The organism is Paraburkholderia sp. GAS38 (genome assembly GCF_050434965.1).
Taxonomy (GTDB): domain Bacteria; phylum Pseudomonadota; class Gammaproteobacteria; order Burkholderiales; family Burkholderiaceae; genus Paraburkholderia; species Paraburkholderia phenazinium_A.
In genome coordinates, this window is sequence record NZ_JBNDJO010000011.1 from 123,140 (window position 1) to 138,161 (window position 15,022).

The window sequence follows — 15,022 nt, forward strand, 5'->3', positions numbered from 1 at the left end:
ATACTCCAACTGCACGAACGCGATCAATCACGCAGCGCCACGCGAATGCCGATCGCGATAAAGGTTGCGCCCGCAAGGCGATCGAGCCACACGCCGACACGCGGACGGCGCTTCAGCCAGCCGCCGATCATCCCCGCGCACACGCCGAACAGCGAAAACACCAGCACCGTCTGCAGCATGAACACGAGGCCCAGTTCGAGCATCTGCAGCGGCACGCTCTGCACGCCATGCGGCTCGATGAACTGCGGCAGGAACACGAGGAAGAACAGCGTCACCTTCGGATTCAGCATGTTGCCGGACACGCTTTGACGGAACACCGACCACAGCGGCTGAGCCGGCCGCTCATGGGCCGTGGCGAGCCCCTGGCTGCGCAGCGCCTTGATGCCGATCCAGATCAGGTAAGCGGCGCCGGCGTACTTGATGGCCTGGAAAGCCAGCGGCGACGAGCGCAGTAATGCGGCCACGCCCAGCGTGGCGAGCGTCGTGTGGAACGTGATGCCGGCGGCGAAACCGAGTGCCGCGACGAGTCCGGCGGCACGGCCCTGCGAAATGCCGCGCGCCAGCACCTGAAGGTTGTCCGGGCCGGGAGCCAGCGTGATCGCCATCGAGGTGGCGAGAAACAGCAGGAAATTGGGCATGCGTCTTACCTCATCGCGGTGGTCTTGCTGAATGATCGAAGGCGGTTGAAGCGCGGTCAAGGCGCGCTTGCAGCACTCGCCGCGCCGGACACCGGACGTCCCCGCCCGCGGCTTAGTGGCCGCTAAACTCGGTGACGGTGAAGAGCGGCAACCCCGCCGAGCGCAACAGCGCCGAGCCGCCCAGCTCCGGCAGGTCGATGATAGCCGCGCCTTCGATCACCACCGCGCCCAGTCGCTCGAGCAGTTGCTTGCCGGCCATCATGGTGCCGCCGGTTGCGATCAGGTCGTCGACGATCAGCACGCGGTCGCCCGCTCCACACGCGTCGGCGTGAATCTCGACGGTCGCCGTGCCGTATTCGAGCTCGTACGACTGCGACTCCGTCCGGTAGGGCAGCTTGCCCTGCTTGCGGATCGGAATGAAGCCCACGTTCAGTTCGTACGCCAGCACCGGCCCGATGATGAAACCACGCGCGTCGAGCCCCGCGATGTAGTCGAGCTTCGCGTCGATATAGCGCTGCACGAACAGGTCGATCAGCACCCGAAACGTCTTCGGATGCTGCAGCAGCGGCGTGATATCGCGAAACTGCACGCCGGCCTGCGGCCAGTCGGGCACGGTGCGAATCTGGCTTTTGACGAACGCAGCCGCGTCGAGCGGTGCGCTCGCAAGCGCGTTGGACATGATGGCTCCAGACGGATCCCCAGGGACCCTGGTAAAAGACTTAAGAATCTCGCGCGGCGGCTTCGGGTCGCGCGCCTCGAATCCCGGCCGCTTGCGTGTGCGCGGCACGGCCCGCTGCCGCATGTTCGCTTATGCCGCCGCCCGCTTCAAACGGCCGGTGCGCCCGCCCGGCGATGCTTCGACAGCCGCTCTTCGGCTGCGGCGAGCGCTTCGGGCAAGCCGCGCAGCACGACGATGTCGCTGGCGCGCAGTTTGGTCGACGGGTCCGGCTCCACGCCGCGAATGCCATGACGGCGGATCGCCGTCACCTCGACGCCCAGTCCGAACAAACCGACCTCGGCCAGCGTACGGCCCACCGCGTCCGCGTTCTCGTCGACCGGCACCGATTGTAGTCGCACCTGCTCGTGACTGTCGTCGTCGCCCACGTCGTCGGCGCCGTGAAAATAGCCGCGCAGCAGACTATAGCGCTCGTCGCGCATCTCCTCGACCCGCCGCACCACGCGCCGCATCGGCACGCCCATCAGCACCAGCGTGTGCGAAGCGAGCATCAGGCTGCCCTCGACGATCTCCGGAATCACCTCGGTCGCGCCGGCCGCGAGCAGCTTTTCGAGGTCGGCGTCGTCGACGGTACGCACGATGACCGGCAGCGTCGGCTCCAGTTCGTGGATGTTGTGCAGCACGCGCAGCGCCGACGGCGTATTGGCGTAGGTGATCGCGACCGCCGCCGCGCGGTGGATACCGGCCGCGAGCAAGGACTCGCGCCGCCCGGCGTCGCCGAACACCACGGATTCGCCGGCCGCCGCGGCCGCCGCCACGCGGTCGGGGTCGAGGTCGAGCGCCACGTATGAAAGACCCTCGTGCTCGAGCATGCGCGCAAGGTTCTGCCCCGCCCGCCCGTAGCCGCAGATGATCGTATGGCCGCTTTGCTTCAGGCTTTGCGTGGCGATGCGCGTCATCTGCAGGGACTGCATCATCCATTCAGTCGACGACAGGCGCAGCACAATGCGGTCCGCGTTCTGGATCATGAAGGGCGCGGCCAGCATGGACAGCAGCATCGCGGCGAGAATCGCCTGCAGGAGCGTGGCGTCGACCAGATGCTTGTCGAGAATCAGGTTCAGGAGCACGAAGCCGAATTCGCCGGCCTGCGCGAGGCCGATGCCGGTACGCATCGCCACGCCCGGCGACGCGCCGAACAGGCGCGACAGCGCGGTGATCATGATCAGCTTCAGCAGCATCGGGCCGAGCAGGAAAGCCAGCACGATCAGCGGATGCGTCCAGATCACCATCGGGTTGAGCAGCATGCCGGTGGTGACGAAGAAGAGGCCCAGCAGCACGTCGCGAAACGGCTTGATGTCTTCTTCAACCTGATGCCGGTAAGGCGTCTCGGCGATCAGCATGCCGGCGATGAACGCGCCCAGCGCAAGCGACAAACCGAATTTATCCGTGATGAACGCCGCCCCGAGCGTGACGAGCAGCAGGTTCAGGATGAACAGCTCCTGCGAGCGGCGCCGCGCCACCACATTGAACCAGCGGGTCATGAACTTCTGCCCGACGATCAGCAGCAGAGCCAAGGCGACCACAATCTTCACTGCCGCGAGCCCGAGCGCCGTCATCAGGGTGCGGGAATCGCCACCGAGCGCCGAGATGACAATCAGCAGCGGCACCACCGCCAGATCCTGGAACAGCAGCACGCCGAAGATATTGCGGCCGTGCTCCGTCTCGATCTCGAGCCGCTCCGCCAGCATCTTGCTGACAATAGCCGTCGACGACATGGCAAGCGCCCCGCCCAGCGCGATGCTGCCCTGCCACGTGATATGCACCCAGCGCTCCAGCACGAAGCCGAGCGCCACTGCGACCGCCACCGTGCCGATCACCTGCAGCAGGCCGAGGCCGAACACCAGCCGGCGCATCGAGCGCAGCTTGGCGAGCGAAAACTCCAGCCCGATCGAGAACATCAGGAACACCACGCCGAACTCGGCAAGGTTCTGCGCGCCGATCGAATCCGGAACGATACCGAACGCGTGCGGCCCGACGATGATCCCCACCGTCAGGTAGCCGAGCATCGGCGGCAGGTTCAGGAAACGGAAAACGACGACGCCCGCCACCGATGCCAGCAGCAGGAACAGCGTCATTTCGAGCGGGGAAATCATCTGAAAGCGTCCTGGTTCGTCGACATAACCATCGCACGCAAACCGCCGTGCGACAAGGTTGAGGGGCCGGTGAGGGCAGCGGCCGGAGACAGCCGTCCCGGCGCGGCGAACAAACGCCTTTGCTATACTCCGCGAATGATAGCGAAAATCAATGGCGACCGGGCACTCGCGCTCGCTCGCAACGTGCTCGACATCGAAGCGGACGCCGTGCGCGCGCTTCGCGATCAACTCGACGACGGTTTCGTCGAGGCGATCGATTTCATCCTGGGCTGCCGTGGACGCGTCGTCGTTTCCGGCATCGGCAAATCCGGCCACGTGGCCCGCAAGCTGGCGGCAACCTTCGCCAGCACCGGCACGCCCGCGTTTTTCGTGCATCCGGCGGAGGCCAGCCATGGCGACCTCGGCATGGTCACCTCGGATGACGTGTTCGTGGCCATGTCGAACTCCGGCGAATCCGAAGAGCTGATGGCGATTCTGCCTATCATCAAGCGGCTCGGTTCAAAGCTGATCGCGATCACCGGCAAGCCGGGCTCGAGTCTCGCGCAACTGTCCGACGTGCATCTGAACGCCGGCGTCGCAAAAGAAGCCTGCCCGATGAATCTTGCCCCCACCGCCAGCACCACCGCCGCGCTCGCGCTTGGCGACGCACTTGCGGTTGCCGTGCTGGACGCGCGCGGCTTCGGCCCGGACGACTTCGCCCGCTCGCATCCGGGCGGCGCGCTCGGCCGCCGCCTGCTCACCTATGTGCGCGACGTGATGCGCACCGGCGACCAGGTGCCGAAGGTGATGCCCGAGTCCACCGTGCGCGACGCCCTGTTCCAGTTGACCGCCAAGCGCATGGGCATGACGGCGATCGTCGACGAAAACCAGCGCGTCAAAGGCATCTTCACCGACGGCGACCTGCGCCGCGTGCTCGAGCGCAGCGGCGACTTCCGCGACCTGCCGATCGCCTCCGTAATGACGCCGGGCCCGCGTACCATTGGACCGGATCAACTGGCGGTCGAAGCTGTGGAACTGATGGAACGCCACCGGATCAACCAGATGCTGGTTGTCGACGACGCGGGCAAGCTGATCGGCGCGCTCAACATGCACGACCTGTTCTCCAAGAAGGTGATCTGATGGCTACCGCGTCCCTTACCGCTACTGAGCGCGCGCGCCGCGTCAAGCTGATGATTTTCGACGTCGACGGCGTGCTGACCGACGGCGGCCTGATGTTTACCGCCGAGGGCGACACGATGAAGTCGTTCAACTCGATGGACGGCCACGGCGCGAAGCTGCTACGCGAAGCCGGCATCGACACGGCCATCATCACCGGGCGCAAGTCGGGCATCGTCGCGGTGCGGGCCAAGGAACTGAAGATCACCCATCTGTATCAGGGCATCGAAAACAAGCCCGCGGCCTTCGCCGAGCTGCTCAAGGAAACCGGCCGCACCGCCGAGGAATGCGGCTACATGGGCGACGACTGGGTCGATCTCGGCGTGATGCTGAAGGTCGGCTTCGCCGCCGCGCCCGCCAATTCGCATCCTGAAGTGATCGCGCGGGCCCACTGGGTCAGCGAAGCGCGCGGCGGCCACGGCGCCGTGCGCGAAGTATGCGACACCTTGCTGCGCGCGCAGAACAAGTACGACGCGCTGCTCGCGGCAGCCTGCGCCGGCGGGCAACAGCAGGGCCTTGTCGGATGAACCAGTTCCGCTTCACTTCGCTGATTCCGCTGGTTGCCATGGCGGTGCTCGCCGGGATCACCTGGTGGCTGCTGCAGGCCACCGCGCCGCCGCCGCACGAAGGCGAGATCAAGCCGAAGGAACACACGCCCGACTACTTCGCCGACAACTTCTCGGTGTCGGAGCTGGATCAATCGGGCGCGACGCAGTACCGGCTGACGGCCACCCACCTCGTCCATTACGAAGACGACGAGTTGAGCGATCTCGTCAAGCCGGCCATCCGCGCCTTCCAGCCGGGCAAGCCCATCGTGACGGCGACCGGCGACACCGGCACCGTCAACGGCGATGCCTCGATCGTCGATCTGTACCAGAACGCCCGCATCCTGCGCGCTGCCGGAGACGGCGACCCGGCGATGCAGGCCGATTCCTACCATTTTCGGGTCCTGGTCAACGACGATGTGATTGAGACCGAAAAGCCGGTTAAACTTCAGCGCGGCCTGTCTGTCATGACGGCCAGCGGCATGAACTACAACAACGTCACCCGGGTAATGCAGCTGTTCGGCAACGTCCGTGGCGCGATCGCCGCGTCCGACGCCTCCGGCGGCTCCCTGAAGCAACCCGGGTAATCCAATCCAGCGTGACTGCATGAACGAATCGTTCCCCCGTTTTGACACCGGCCGCGCGCGCACCTTGTCCGCGTGCCGCGCTGGACTTGCTGCGCTGCTGGTCGCGTTGCCGCTCGCAGGCTTTGCGCCGCTGGCGCACGCCGAGCGCGCCGACAAGGACAAGCCGCTCAATATTGAAGCGGACAACATGACCTATGACGACCTGAAGCAGGTCAACATCTTCACCGGACACGTCGTGGCCACCAAAGGCACGATCGTCATCAAGGCGGATCGCGTCGAGGTGACGCAGGATCCGCAGGGCTATCAGTACGCCACCGGCACCTCGAGCGGCGGCAATCTGTCGTACTTCCGCCAGAAGCGCGAGGGGCTGAACGAGTATGTGGAAGGCACCGCCATCCGCATCGACTACGACGGCAAGCAGGACCTCACCACCCTGACGACCAACGCCACCGTGAACCGCCTGCAGGGCCTCTCGACGGTGATGGATACGGTCCACGGCAGCGTCATCACCTATGACGGCCAGAGCGACTTCTATACCGCGAAGGCGGGTCCGGACGTCGCCGGCCCGGGCAATCCGAGCGGCCGCGTGCGCGCCATGCTGTCGCCGCGTAACGGCGGCGCCGCACCGCTGTCCGGCGCCTCGGCCACGCTCGCGCCGTCCACCACGCTTCAGGGAGCCCCGGCCCAGTGAACTCAGTGAATTCGCCTTCCCTCCCCCATCGCAAGCCGGCTGGGACCAGCAGTTCGCTGGTGGTTCGCAATCTGAAGAAGCGCTATGGTTCGCGCACCGTCGTGAAAGACGTGTCGCTCGACGTCAAGAGCGGCGAAGTGGTCGGCCTGCTCGGCCCGAACGGCGCAGGCAAGACCACCTCGTTCTACATGATCGTGGGCCTCGTGCCGCTCGACGCGGGCGAGATCGACCTGGACGGCAAGTCCATCAGCCTGCTGCCCATTCACAAGCGCGCTTCGCTCGGCCTGTCGTATCTGCCGCAGGAAGCCTCGGTGTTCCGTAAGCTCACCGTCGAAGAGAACATTCGCGCGGTGCTGGAGTTGCAACTCGACGAGAGCGGCAAGCGGCTCAACAAGGACACCATCACCACCCGCACGGAAGCGCTGCTCGACGAACTGCAGATCGCGCATCTGCGCGGCAATCCGGCGCTCTCGCTGTCGGGCGGCGAACGCCGGCGTGTGGAAATCGCGCGGGCGCTGGCGACCAATCCGAGCTTCATCCTGCTCGACGAACCGTTCGCCGGCGTCGATCCGATCGCGGTTCTGGAAATCCAGAAGATCGTCAAGTTCCTGAAGCAGCGCAACATCGGCGTGCTGATTACGGACCACAACGTGCGCGAAACGCTCGGCATCTGCGACCATGCGTACATCATCAGCGATGGCAGCGTGCTGGCCGCCGGCGCGCCTGGCGACATCATCGAAAACGAAAACGTGCGGCGCGTCTATCTGGGCGAGCACTTCCGCATGTAACCGCGCAAGGGGCATGCACGGCGGCATCCCCTGCCGCCCGTCCCTTGCTGCGACGGCCTCAGCGTATTTTTGACGCAACGGGCCGCCCGCTTCCCCCGCAAGCCCAATCCGGGCGCACGCGTTATTGCGAATGTCGCAAGGTATCGCGGTCGTGGCAAACTCTTTACAATGAATCTCAACTTGCCATGAAAGCCAGCCTCCAACTCCGCCTGTCGCAGCATCTTGCGCTGACCCCTCAACTGCAACAGTCCATCCGGCTGCTGCAGCTGTCCACGCTCGAACTGCAGCAGGAAGTCGCGATGGCGATCTCCCAGAATCCGTTGCTCGAAAACGAGGACGACTGGATCGCCAGCCCGCTGCGAGTCGCCGCGGACGGTTCGCTGATCGCCCAGGCGCCGAGCAACGCCGCGCCCGAGCAGATGGGCAGCAGTAGTTCCTCGTCGTCCACCAGCACCAGCGAGCGCGCCGAAAACGGCGAGCCGCAGGGCGTCGACGAGTACAACGGCCTCTCCTCGGACAGCAACGGCGACTCCACCCAGTGGAATCTGGACGACTACGGCCGCTCCGGCACCGCCTCGGACGACGACGACCTGCCGCCGCTGCAGATCCACGAATCCAGCACGTCGCTGCGCGACCACCTGATGGCGCAACTGCGCGTCACCCAGGCGAGCCAGCGCGACCGCGCGTTGATCACCTTTCTGATCGAATCGCTCGACGACGACGGCTATCTGACCGCGACCCTCGATGAAGTGCAGGCCGACCTGCCCGAAGAACTCGACGTCGACCTCGACGAGCTGAACGCGGCGCTCGCGCTGCTGCACAGCTTCGACCCACCCGGCGTCGGCGCACGTTCGGCGTCCGAGTGCCTGAAGCTGCAATTGCTGCGACTCGATGCCTCAGCGACCCGCACGCTCGCGCTCGAGATCGTTGCGCACCATCTGGAACTGCTCGCCGCGCGCGACTTCACGCGCCTGCGCAAGCACCTGAAAGCCGGCGACGACGACCTGCGCGACGCGCACGTGCTGATCCGCTCGCTCGAACCGTTCCCCGGCGCGGCTTACGGCAAGGCCGAAGCCGACTACGTGGTGCCCGACATCATGGTGCGCAAGACGGGCCAAGGCTGGCAGGCCGAGCTGAATCCCGAGGTGGTGCCGAAGCTGCGCATCAACCATCTGTACGCGAACATCCTGCGCAACAACCGGGGCGATCCGGGCAGCGGTTCGCTGCGCCAGCAGCTCCAGGAAGCGCGCTGGCTGATCAAGAATATCCAGCAACGTTTCGAGACGATCCTGCGAGTCGCCCAGGCTATTGTCGAGCGTCAGAAGAGCTTTTTTGTCCATGGCGAAATTGCCATGCGGCCCTTGGTTTTGCGGGAAATTGCTGATACGCTGGGCCTACACGAGTCAACTGTCAGCCGTGTGACAACCGGTAAATACATGCTGACCCCATTCGGGACGCTTGAATTTAAGTACTTCTTCGGATCACACGTTTCAACTGACACGGGCGGGGCAGCCTCTTCCACGGCTATCCGCGCGCTCATCAAGCAACTGATAGGAGCGGAAAACACCAAATCTCCTCTTTCAGACAGCCGCATCGCCGAATTGCTGGCGGAGCAAGGATTCGTGGTCGCACGGCGTACTGTGGCCAAGTACCGCGAAGCCCTCAAGATCCCAGCAGTTAACCTGCGCAAGTCTCTTTAGCCCGTCGCGTAGTGTGGCGGGCATTTTCCGGCCGCTCCGCCCGTTGGCGGACAGGCCGGCCGATGCGACCTGCCAGTAGTCAGTCAACGGGGGACGACACAGGCGAGCCGTCAGATCGACCGGTACTGCCCCATCGTGCGGACCAAGCGGCCACTAGCTTGGAGAAGCACTATGAATCTGCAGATCAGTGGACACCATCTCGAAGTAACGCCAGCGTTGCGAGAATACGTGATCACCAAACTGGATAGGGTGCTAAGACATTTCGATCAGGTGATCGATGGCAGTGTGGTCCTCTCGGTCGACAACCACAAGGAAAAGGAAAAGAGGCAGAAGGTTGAAATCAACCTGCATCTGAAGGGCAAGGACATCTTTGTCGAGAGCTGTGACGGCGACCTGTACGCCGCGATTGATCTGATGATCGACAAGCTCGACCGGCAAGTCATACGTCACAAGGATCGCCTGCAGGGTCATCAGCACGAAGCGATCAAGTATCAACCGCTGGCGCCGCAAGTGGACGTGCCGCCGCAATAAGTCGTATCAGGCAGGACCTGTCAGGATCCGAAGGTTTTTCCTGACGCAGCTAAACCGCCCGGCAACGGGCGGTTTTTCGTTGGATGCATCTATGCATGGCGCGCCGCACCATCCATGGTCGTGCTGTTCTATAATGGGCCGGTTACCATCGGGGTCAATCGGGGTTATTCAGCGGGAGTCCTGCCTTTTTGGCCTCCCAAGCACATCGCCGTGAGCATCAGTCGAGAATGGAACGCCACTCAAACGCCACAGCGAGGAATATCCAGGCCACGTTTCCGCCTGCCAACATGAATCGTTTAGCCAAATTTCTTCCCCTCGAAAACGTCGTCGTCGGCCTATCGGTCACCAGCAAGAAACGCGTCTTCGAGCAAGCGGGCCTGATTTTCGAAAACCAGAACGGCATCGCCCGCAGCACGGTCACTGACAATCTGTTTGCGCGCGAGCGCCTCGGGTCGACGGGTCTTGGCGAGGGTGTCGCGATTCCGCATGGCCGGATCAAAGGCTTGAAGCAGCCGCTCGCCGCATTCGTTCGGCTCGCCGAACCGATCCCTTTCGAATCGCCCGACGGTCAGCCGGTGTCGTTGCTGATCTTCCTGCTGGTGCCTGAACAGGCCACCCAGCAGCATCTGGAAATCCTCTCGGAAATCGCCCAACTGCTGTCCGACCGCGAAGCACGCGAGCGGCTGCACACGGAAGAAGACCGCGAAGCGTTGCATCGCCTGCTCACTCAGTGGCAACCTTGATGCATCAGCGACAATCCGCATACGAGCGGGCTCAGCCCCGCACCGAAGCCGGCTCTAGCCGGCCGGCCCGGCTGCGTTAGCGCAGCCGGCGTACGCGGGACAGCGGCCCACACTGGAGTCACGGACTCATGGATACGTCCAGCATCAACGCCCAAAGCATTTTCGACGACAACGCCGCCATGCTGAAACTCAGCTGGCTGACGGGGCATGAAGGCTGGGAGCGCGGCTTCTCGGCAGAAACGGTTGCCTATGCCACGTCGAGCGCCGACCTCGTGGGCCACTTGAACCTGATCCACCCGAACCGCATCCAGGTACTGGGCGACGCTGAAGTCGAGTACTACCAGCGTCAATCCGAAGAAGACCGCTCACGCCATATGGCCGAGCTGATCGCCCTCGAGCCGCCGTTCCTGGTGGTGGCGGGCGGAGTCGCCGCGCCGCCGGAACTGGTCCTGCGCTGTACGCGTTCCTCCACGCCGCTGTTCACCACGCCCATGTCGGCCGCCGCTGTGATCGACAGCCTGCGCCTCTACATGTCGCGCATCCTCGCGCCGCGCGCCACGCTGCACGGCGTGTTTCTCGACATTCTCGGGATGGGCGTGCTGCTCACCGGCGACTCCGGTCTCGGCAAAAGCGAACTCGGCCTTGAACTGATCAGCCGCGGGCACGGCCTCGTGGCCGACGACGCGGTGGATTTCGTGCGCCTCGGGCCGGATTTCGTCGAAGGACGCTGCCCGCCGCTGCTGCAGAATCTGCTGGAAGTGCGCGGCCTGGGCCTGCTCGACATCAAGACCATCTTCGGTGAAACCGCCGTTCGGCGCAAAATGAAGCTGAAGCTGATCGTTCAGCTGGTGCGTCGTCCGGATGGCGAATTCCAGCGCCTGCCGCTCGAAAGCCAGACCGTCGACGTGCTCGGCCTGCCTATCAGCAAGGTCACCATCCAGGTTGCGGCCGGCCGCAACCTCGCGGTGCTGGTGGAAGCCGCCGTGCGCAATACGATCCTGCAATTGCGCGGCATCGACACGCTGCGCGACTTCATGGATCGCCAGCGCCTCGCCATGCAAGACCCGGACAGCCAGTTTCCCGGCAAGCTGATCTGAGCGGCCACGCGGTTGCCGGAGGTGCCCGCCCACCCCGCGTATGCGCCGGCAGGGGGCACGCGCAGGGGGACCAGATGCTATGATGAAACGTACAGATTCGACCACTCCATGCGCATTATTCTGATCACCGGTATTTCCGGCTCCGGCAAATCCGTTGCACTGAACGCGCTTGAAGACGCTGGCTATTACTGCGTCGACAACCTGCCGCCGCGCTTTCTGCCGCAACTCGCCACCTATCTCGCGGAAGACGGTCACGACCGTCTTGCGGTCGCCATCGACGCGCGTTCGAGCGCCTCGCTCGACGACATGCCGGCGATGATCCGCGACCTGTCGCGCCAGCACGATGTGCGGGTGCTGTTCCTGAACGCAAGCACGCAGGCGCTGATCCAGCGTTTCTCCGAAACGCGCCGCCGCCATCCGCTCTCCGGTTCCACCGCGCACGACGCGGACGTCGGCCTGCTCACCTCGCTCGAAGAAGCGATCGAGCGCGAACGTGAACTGGTCGCGAACCTGGCCGAATTCGGCCACCAGATCGATACCAGCAATCTGCGCGCGAACGTGTTGCGCGCGTGGGTCAAGCGCTTCATCGAACAGGAACACAGCGGTCTGGTGCTGATGTTCGAGTCGTTCGGCTTCAAGCGCGGCGTGCCGCTCGACGCCGATTTCGTGTTCGACGTGCGCACGCTGCCGAACCCGTACTACGATCATGAATTACGCCCACTCACCGGGCTCGACCAGCCGGTGATCGATTTCCTCGGCGCACTGCCCGTGGTGCACGACATGATGGGCGACATCGAGACGTTCCTCGCGAAATGGCTGCCGCACTTTCGCGACGACAACCGCAGTTACCTGACTGTGGCTATCGGCTGCACAGGCGGCCAGCACCGATCGGTGTTCATTGCCGAGACGCTCGCCGCGCGTCTTGCCAAGCAGGCCAATGTAATCGTGCGGCACCGCGATGCGCCGGTCGACGTCGGCGAATCATCGAAGTTAGTGGCTTAACCGGCCGCATCGCGCGGCCTTAACTGAAGCGTTGCGCCATGTCCTCTACTTCTGTGCTTGCCGATGTGCCGCTGTTTCCGCTGCATACGGTGCTGTTCCCCGATGGGCTGCTGCCCCTCAAGATCTTCGAAGCGCGCTACCTCGACATGGCGCGCGACTGTCTGCGCGAAAAGACCCCGTTCGGTGTCTGCCTGCTGAAAAGCGGTGGTGAAGTCGCGCTGCCGGATGAACCGTCGGTCCCGGAACACGTTGGATGTCTCGCTGAAATCGACGAATGCGATGTCGAAACCTTCGGCATGCTGCTGATCCGCGCGCGCGGTACGCGGCGTTTCCGGCTGCTGTCGCATCGCGTGGAACATAGTGGCTTGCTGGTAGGGATGGCGGAGCCGCTGCCCGACGACGTGCCGCTCGAAGGCAACCAGCATCTGGCCAAATTCGGCGCATGCGCGGAAGTACTCGAGCGGATCATCGCGACGATTCGCGAGCGCGATCCCGACGGTCTGCCGTTCGCGGAACCGTTCAAGCTCGAAGACCCGACGTGGGTGTCCAACCGGCTCTCGGAAGTGCTGCCAATTGCGCTAAAGGCGCGGCAAAAGCTGATGGAACTGACAGATGCCGGGGCGCGCATCGACGTGGTTCATCACTACATGCAGCAGCATCAGTTGCTGTGAAGGTGAAGGTGACGGCAACGGCAGTTGGCGCGCTCGCGCCAGCCTGCCCCAAGGCAAAGCACTAGATCAGCGACCCTTGCAGGCCGTCCAGCAGCTTGCGCACCGGCGCCGGCACGCCATACGCGTCGATATTGCGCAGCGGCACCCACACGGTTTCCGCGTCGCCCAGCACGGCGCTGCCGCCCCCGGCTCGATCCAGTTCCGCGAGGCGCGGCTCGATATCCAGCTTGAAATGCGTGAATGTATGCGTGAGCGGCGCAAGCGGCGAGACCGCACCGTCACCGCCGAATTCACGTGCGCGCGCGGCGAGCGCGGCTTCATCCGCCGCTTCCGGCAAGCTCCATAGGCCGCCCCAGATACCCGACGGCGGCCGCTTTTCGAGCATCACCGCATCGCCGTCGCACAGCACCAGCATCCACGTGCGACGGGTCGGCACGGCCTTCCTGGGACGCGCGGCCGGCAATTGCCGCTGCCGTCCGCTCACGTTCGCCACGCAGTCCGGCGCGAACGGGCAGCGCTCGCAGTCCGGCTTGCCGCGCATGCACAGCGTCGCGCCGAGGTCCATCAAGCCCTGCGTATAGGCGCTCACCTCTGCGTTGCCGGCGTTGGACGGCAAGAGCGATTCGGCCAGCGTCCACATCGCGTTCTCCACACGCTTTTCGCCCGGGAAACCTTCGACGCCGAACACGCGCGCGAGCACGCGCTTCACGTTGCCGTCGAGAATCGTCGCGCGTGCGCCGAACGCGAATGAGGCGATCGCCGCTGCAGTCGAGCGCCCAATGCCCGGCAGTTCGGCCAGCGCTTCCACGGAAGCCGGAAACGCCCCACCGTGCAATTCGACCACCGCCTGCGCGCAACGGTGCAGGTTACGGGCGCGCGAGTAGTAGCCAAGGCCGGCCCACAACGCCATCACGTCGTCGAGCGGCGCGGCGGCCAGCGCGGCGACATCCGGAAAACGCTCGAGGAAACGCGCGTAGTACGGAATCACCGTCGACACCTGGGTCTGCTGCAACATGATTTCCGACAACCAGATGCGATACGCGTCGCGCGTATTCTGCCAGGGCAGGTCGTGGCGGCCATGCTGACGCTGCCACGCGATCAGGCGTGCAGAGAAATCGGCGAGCGCCGGCGAAGCGGACAGGACGGGTGCGGCAGCTGTCGAGGACGGCGTTAAGCGAGAGGGCATCGGAAAATTAGCGCTGGCAAGTCGGACAAAAGTAAGTCGAGCGCTGCCCCTGCACGATCTGTCTGATCGGCGTCCCACACACTCGGCATGGCAGCCCCGCGCGATCATAGACGAAATAGTCGAGCTGGAAGTAGCCGCTTTCGCCGTCGCTGCCGACGAAATCGCGCAGCGTACTGCCGCCCTTTTCGATGGCGGCCGCGAGCGTCAGGCGCACGGCGTCCGCCAGCAGGTCGTAGCGGACCAGCGAGACGCGGCCGGCCGGCGTGGTTGGCCGGATGCCGGCGCGAAACAGGCTTTCGGACGCGTAAATATTGCCCACGCCCACCACGATCTCACCTGCCAGCAAGGCCTGCTTGACGGAGACCTTGCGCCCGCGCGTCTGCCGGTGCATCAACGCGCCCGAAAAAGCCGGCGAGAATGGTTCGACGCCGAGCCCCGCTAGCAGCGGATGCGCCAGCACGTCGCCGTCTGCGCGCGCATGCCACAGGACGGCGCCGAAGCGCCGCGGGTCGCGATAGCGGAGAATGAATTCGTCGAAGATCCAGTCGACATGGTCGTGCTTCGCAGCCGCCGGCAGGTGCGGCAGATTGCGCAGCACTCGCAGCGTCCCGGTCATGCCCAGGTGCACAATGAACCAGCCCGCGTCGATCTCGAACAGCAGGTACTTGCCGCGCCGTTCCACCTTGTGGACCACACGGCCCCGCAAGGTTTTAGCAAGGTCGGCGGGAATCGGCCAGCGCAGTGCGGGCGTGCGGACGTCGACGCGTTCGACCCGGCGTCCGGAGACATACGGTTCAATTCCGCGTCGGGTAACCTCAACTTCTGGCAACTCTGGCATGTCTAACTGGTCTGCAACTTG

Annotated in this window: 16 protein-coding genes; 11 read left to right on the plus strand and 5 right to left on the minus strand. The window is 64.5% G+C overall.

The genetic code is table 11. The annotated features are described in order from the left end of the window. Nucleotides 1-23: 23 nt before the first annotated feature. From P3T42_RS24245 to P3T42_RS24255, 3 genes are all read right to left on the minus strand, one after another. Nucleotides 24-638, minus strand: a complete 615-nt coding sequence (locus P3T42_RS24245) for a LysE family translocator (protein ID WP_429307465.1) — start codon at nt 636-638, stop codon at nt 24-26. 112 nt (nt 639-750) lie between these two features. Next, on the minus strand, nt 751-1,317 hold the full coding sequence (locus P3T42_RS24250; RefSeq protein WP_074300849.1) for an adenine phosphoribosyltransferase: 567 nt from the start codon (nt 1,315-1,317) through the stop codon (nt 751-753). Between the two features lie 146 nt (nt 1,318-1,463). Continuing rightward, on the minus strand, nt 1,464-3,467 hold the full coding sequence (locus tag P3T42_RS24255; protein WP_074300850.1) for a monovalent cation:proton antiporter family protein: 2,004 nt from the start codon (nt 3,465-3,467) through the stop codon (nt 1,464-1,466). Nucleotides 3,468-3,602: 135 nt separating this feature from the next. On the opposite strand from P3T42_RS24255, the gene kdsD reads away from it, so the two are divergent. The 11 genes from kdsD (at nt 3,603) to P3T42_RS24310 (ending at nt 12,977) form a co-directional block, all read left to right on the plus strand. Next, on the plus strand, nt 3,603-4,586 hold the full coding sequence (kdsD, locus tag P3T42_RS24260; protein WP_074300851.1) for an arabinose 5-phosphate isomerase KdsD: 984 nt from the start codon (nt 3,603-3,605) through the stop codon (nt 4,584-4,586). Next, complete coding sequence (locus P3T42_RS24265; protein WP_074300852.1) at nt 4,586-5,149, plus strand: KdsC family phosphatase; 564 nt, start codon at nt 4,586-4,588, stop codon at nt 5,147-5,149. Before kdsD ends, P3T42_RS24265 begins: the two co-directional genes overlap by 1 nt. Next, the gene (gene lptC, locus P3T42_RS24270; protein ID WP_074300853.1) at nt 5,146-5,754 is read left to right on the plus strand and encodes an LPS export ABC transporter periplasmic protein LptC; all 609 of its coding nucleotides are present in this window, start codon (nt 5,146-5,148) and stop codon (nt 5,752-5,754) included. Before P3T42_RS24265 ends, lptC begins: the two co-directional genes overlap by 4 nt. A 19-nt stretch (nt 5,755-5,773) precedes the next feature. Further along, the gene (gene lptA, locus P3T42_RS24275; protein ID WP_074300854.1) at nt 5,774-6,445 is read left to right on the plus strand and encodes a lipopolysaccharide transport periplasmic protein LptA; all 672 of its coding nucleotides are present in this window, start codon (nt 5,774-5,776) and stop codon (nt 6,443-6,445) included. Nucleotides 6,446-6,450: 5 nt separating this feature from the next. Beyond that, nucleotides 6,451-7,233: an LPS export ABC transporter ATP-binding protein gene (lptB, locus tag P3T42_RS24280; RefSeq protein ID WP_074301773.1), complete on the plus strand. Its 783-nt coding sequence runs from the start codon at nt 6,451-6,453 to the stop codon at nt 7,231-7,233. A gap of 185 nt (nt 7,234-7,418) precedes the next feature. Then, nucleotides 7,419-8,933, plus strand: a complete 1,515-nt coding sequence (locus P3T42_RS24285) for an RNA polymerase factor sigma-54 (protein ID WP_074300855.1) — start codon at nt 7,419-7,421, stop codon at nt 8,931-8,933. Between the two features lie 171 nt (nt 8,934-9,104). Continuing rightward, nucleotides 9,105-9,464, plus strand: a complete 360-nt coding sequence (gene hpf, locus P3T42_RS24290) for a ribosome hibernation-promoting factor, HPF/YfiA family (RefSeq protein ID WP_074300856.1) — start codon at nt 9,105-9,107, stop codon at nt 9,462-9,464. Nucleotides 9,465-9,691: 227 nt separating this feature from the next. After that, on the plus strand, nt 9,692-10,207 hold the full coding sequence (locus P3T42_RS24295) for a PTS sugar transporter subunit IIA (RefSeq protein WP_074300857.1): 516 nt from the start codon (nt 9,692-9,694) through the stop codon (nt 10,205-10,207). A 128-nt stretch (nt 10,208-10,335) separates the two neighbouring features. Then, nucleotides 10,336-11,304, plus strand: coding sequence for an HPr(Ser) kinase/phosphatase (hprK, locus tag P3T42_RS24300; protein ID WP_074300858.1), 969 nt, complete (start codon nt 10,336-10,338; stop codon nt 11,302-11,304). A gap of 108 nt (nt 11,305-11,412) precedes the next feature. Further along, nucleotides 11,413-12,306 carry an RNase adapter RapZ gene (rapZ, locus tag P3T42_RS24305; RefSeq protein WP_074300859.1) on the plus strand — a complete coding sequence of 298 codons (894 nt, stop codon included), beginning with the start codon at nt 11,413-11,415 and terminating at the stop codon, nt 12,304-12,306. A gap of 38 nt (nt 12,307-12,344) precedes the next feature. Beyond that, the gene (locus P3T42_RS24310) at nt 12,345-12,977 is read left to right on the plus strand and encodes an LON peptidase substrate-binding domain-containing protein (protein ID WP_074300860.1); all 633 of its coding nucleotides are present in this window, start codon (nt 12,345-12,347) and stop codon (nt 12,975-12,977) included. Nucleotides 12,978-13,038: 61 nt separating this feature from the next. Here the strand turns inward: P3T42_RS24310 and mutY are convergent, their stop codons facing one another. Both mutY and mutM read right to left on the minus strand, forming a co-directional pair. After that, nucleotides 13,039-14,163 carry an A/G-specific adenine glycosylase gene (gene mutY / locus P3T42_RS24315; protein ID WP_429307466.1) on the minus strand — a complete coding sequence of 375 codons (1,125 nt, stop codon included), beginning with the start codon at nt 14,161-14,163 and terminating at the stop codon, nt 13,039-13,041. Between the two features lie 7 nt (nt 14,164-14,170). After that, nucleotides 14,171-15,001, minus strand: a complete 831-nt coding sequence (mutM, locus tag P3T42_RS24320) for a bifunctional DNA-formamidopyrimidine glycosylase/DNA-(apurinic or apyrimidinic site) lyase (protein ID WP_074300861.1) — start codon at nt 14,999-15,001, stop codon at nt 14,171-14,173. Nucleotides 15,002-15,022: the final 21 nt, after the last annotated feature.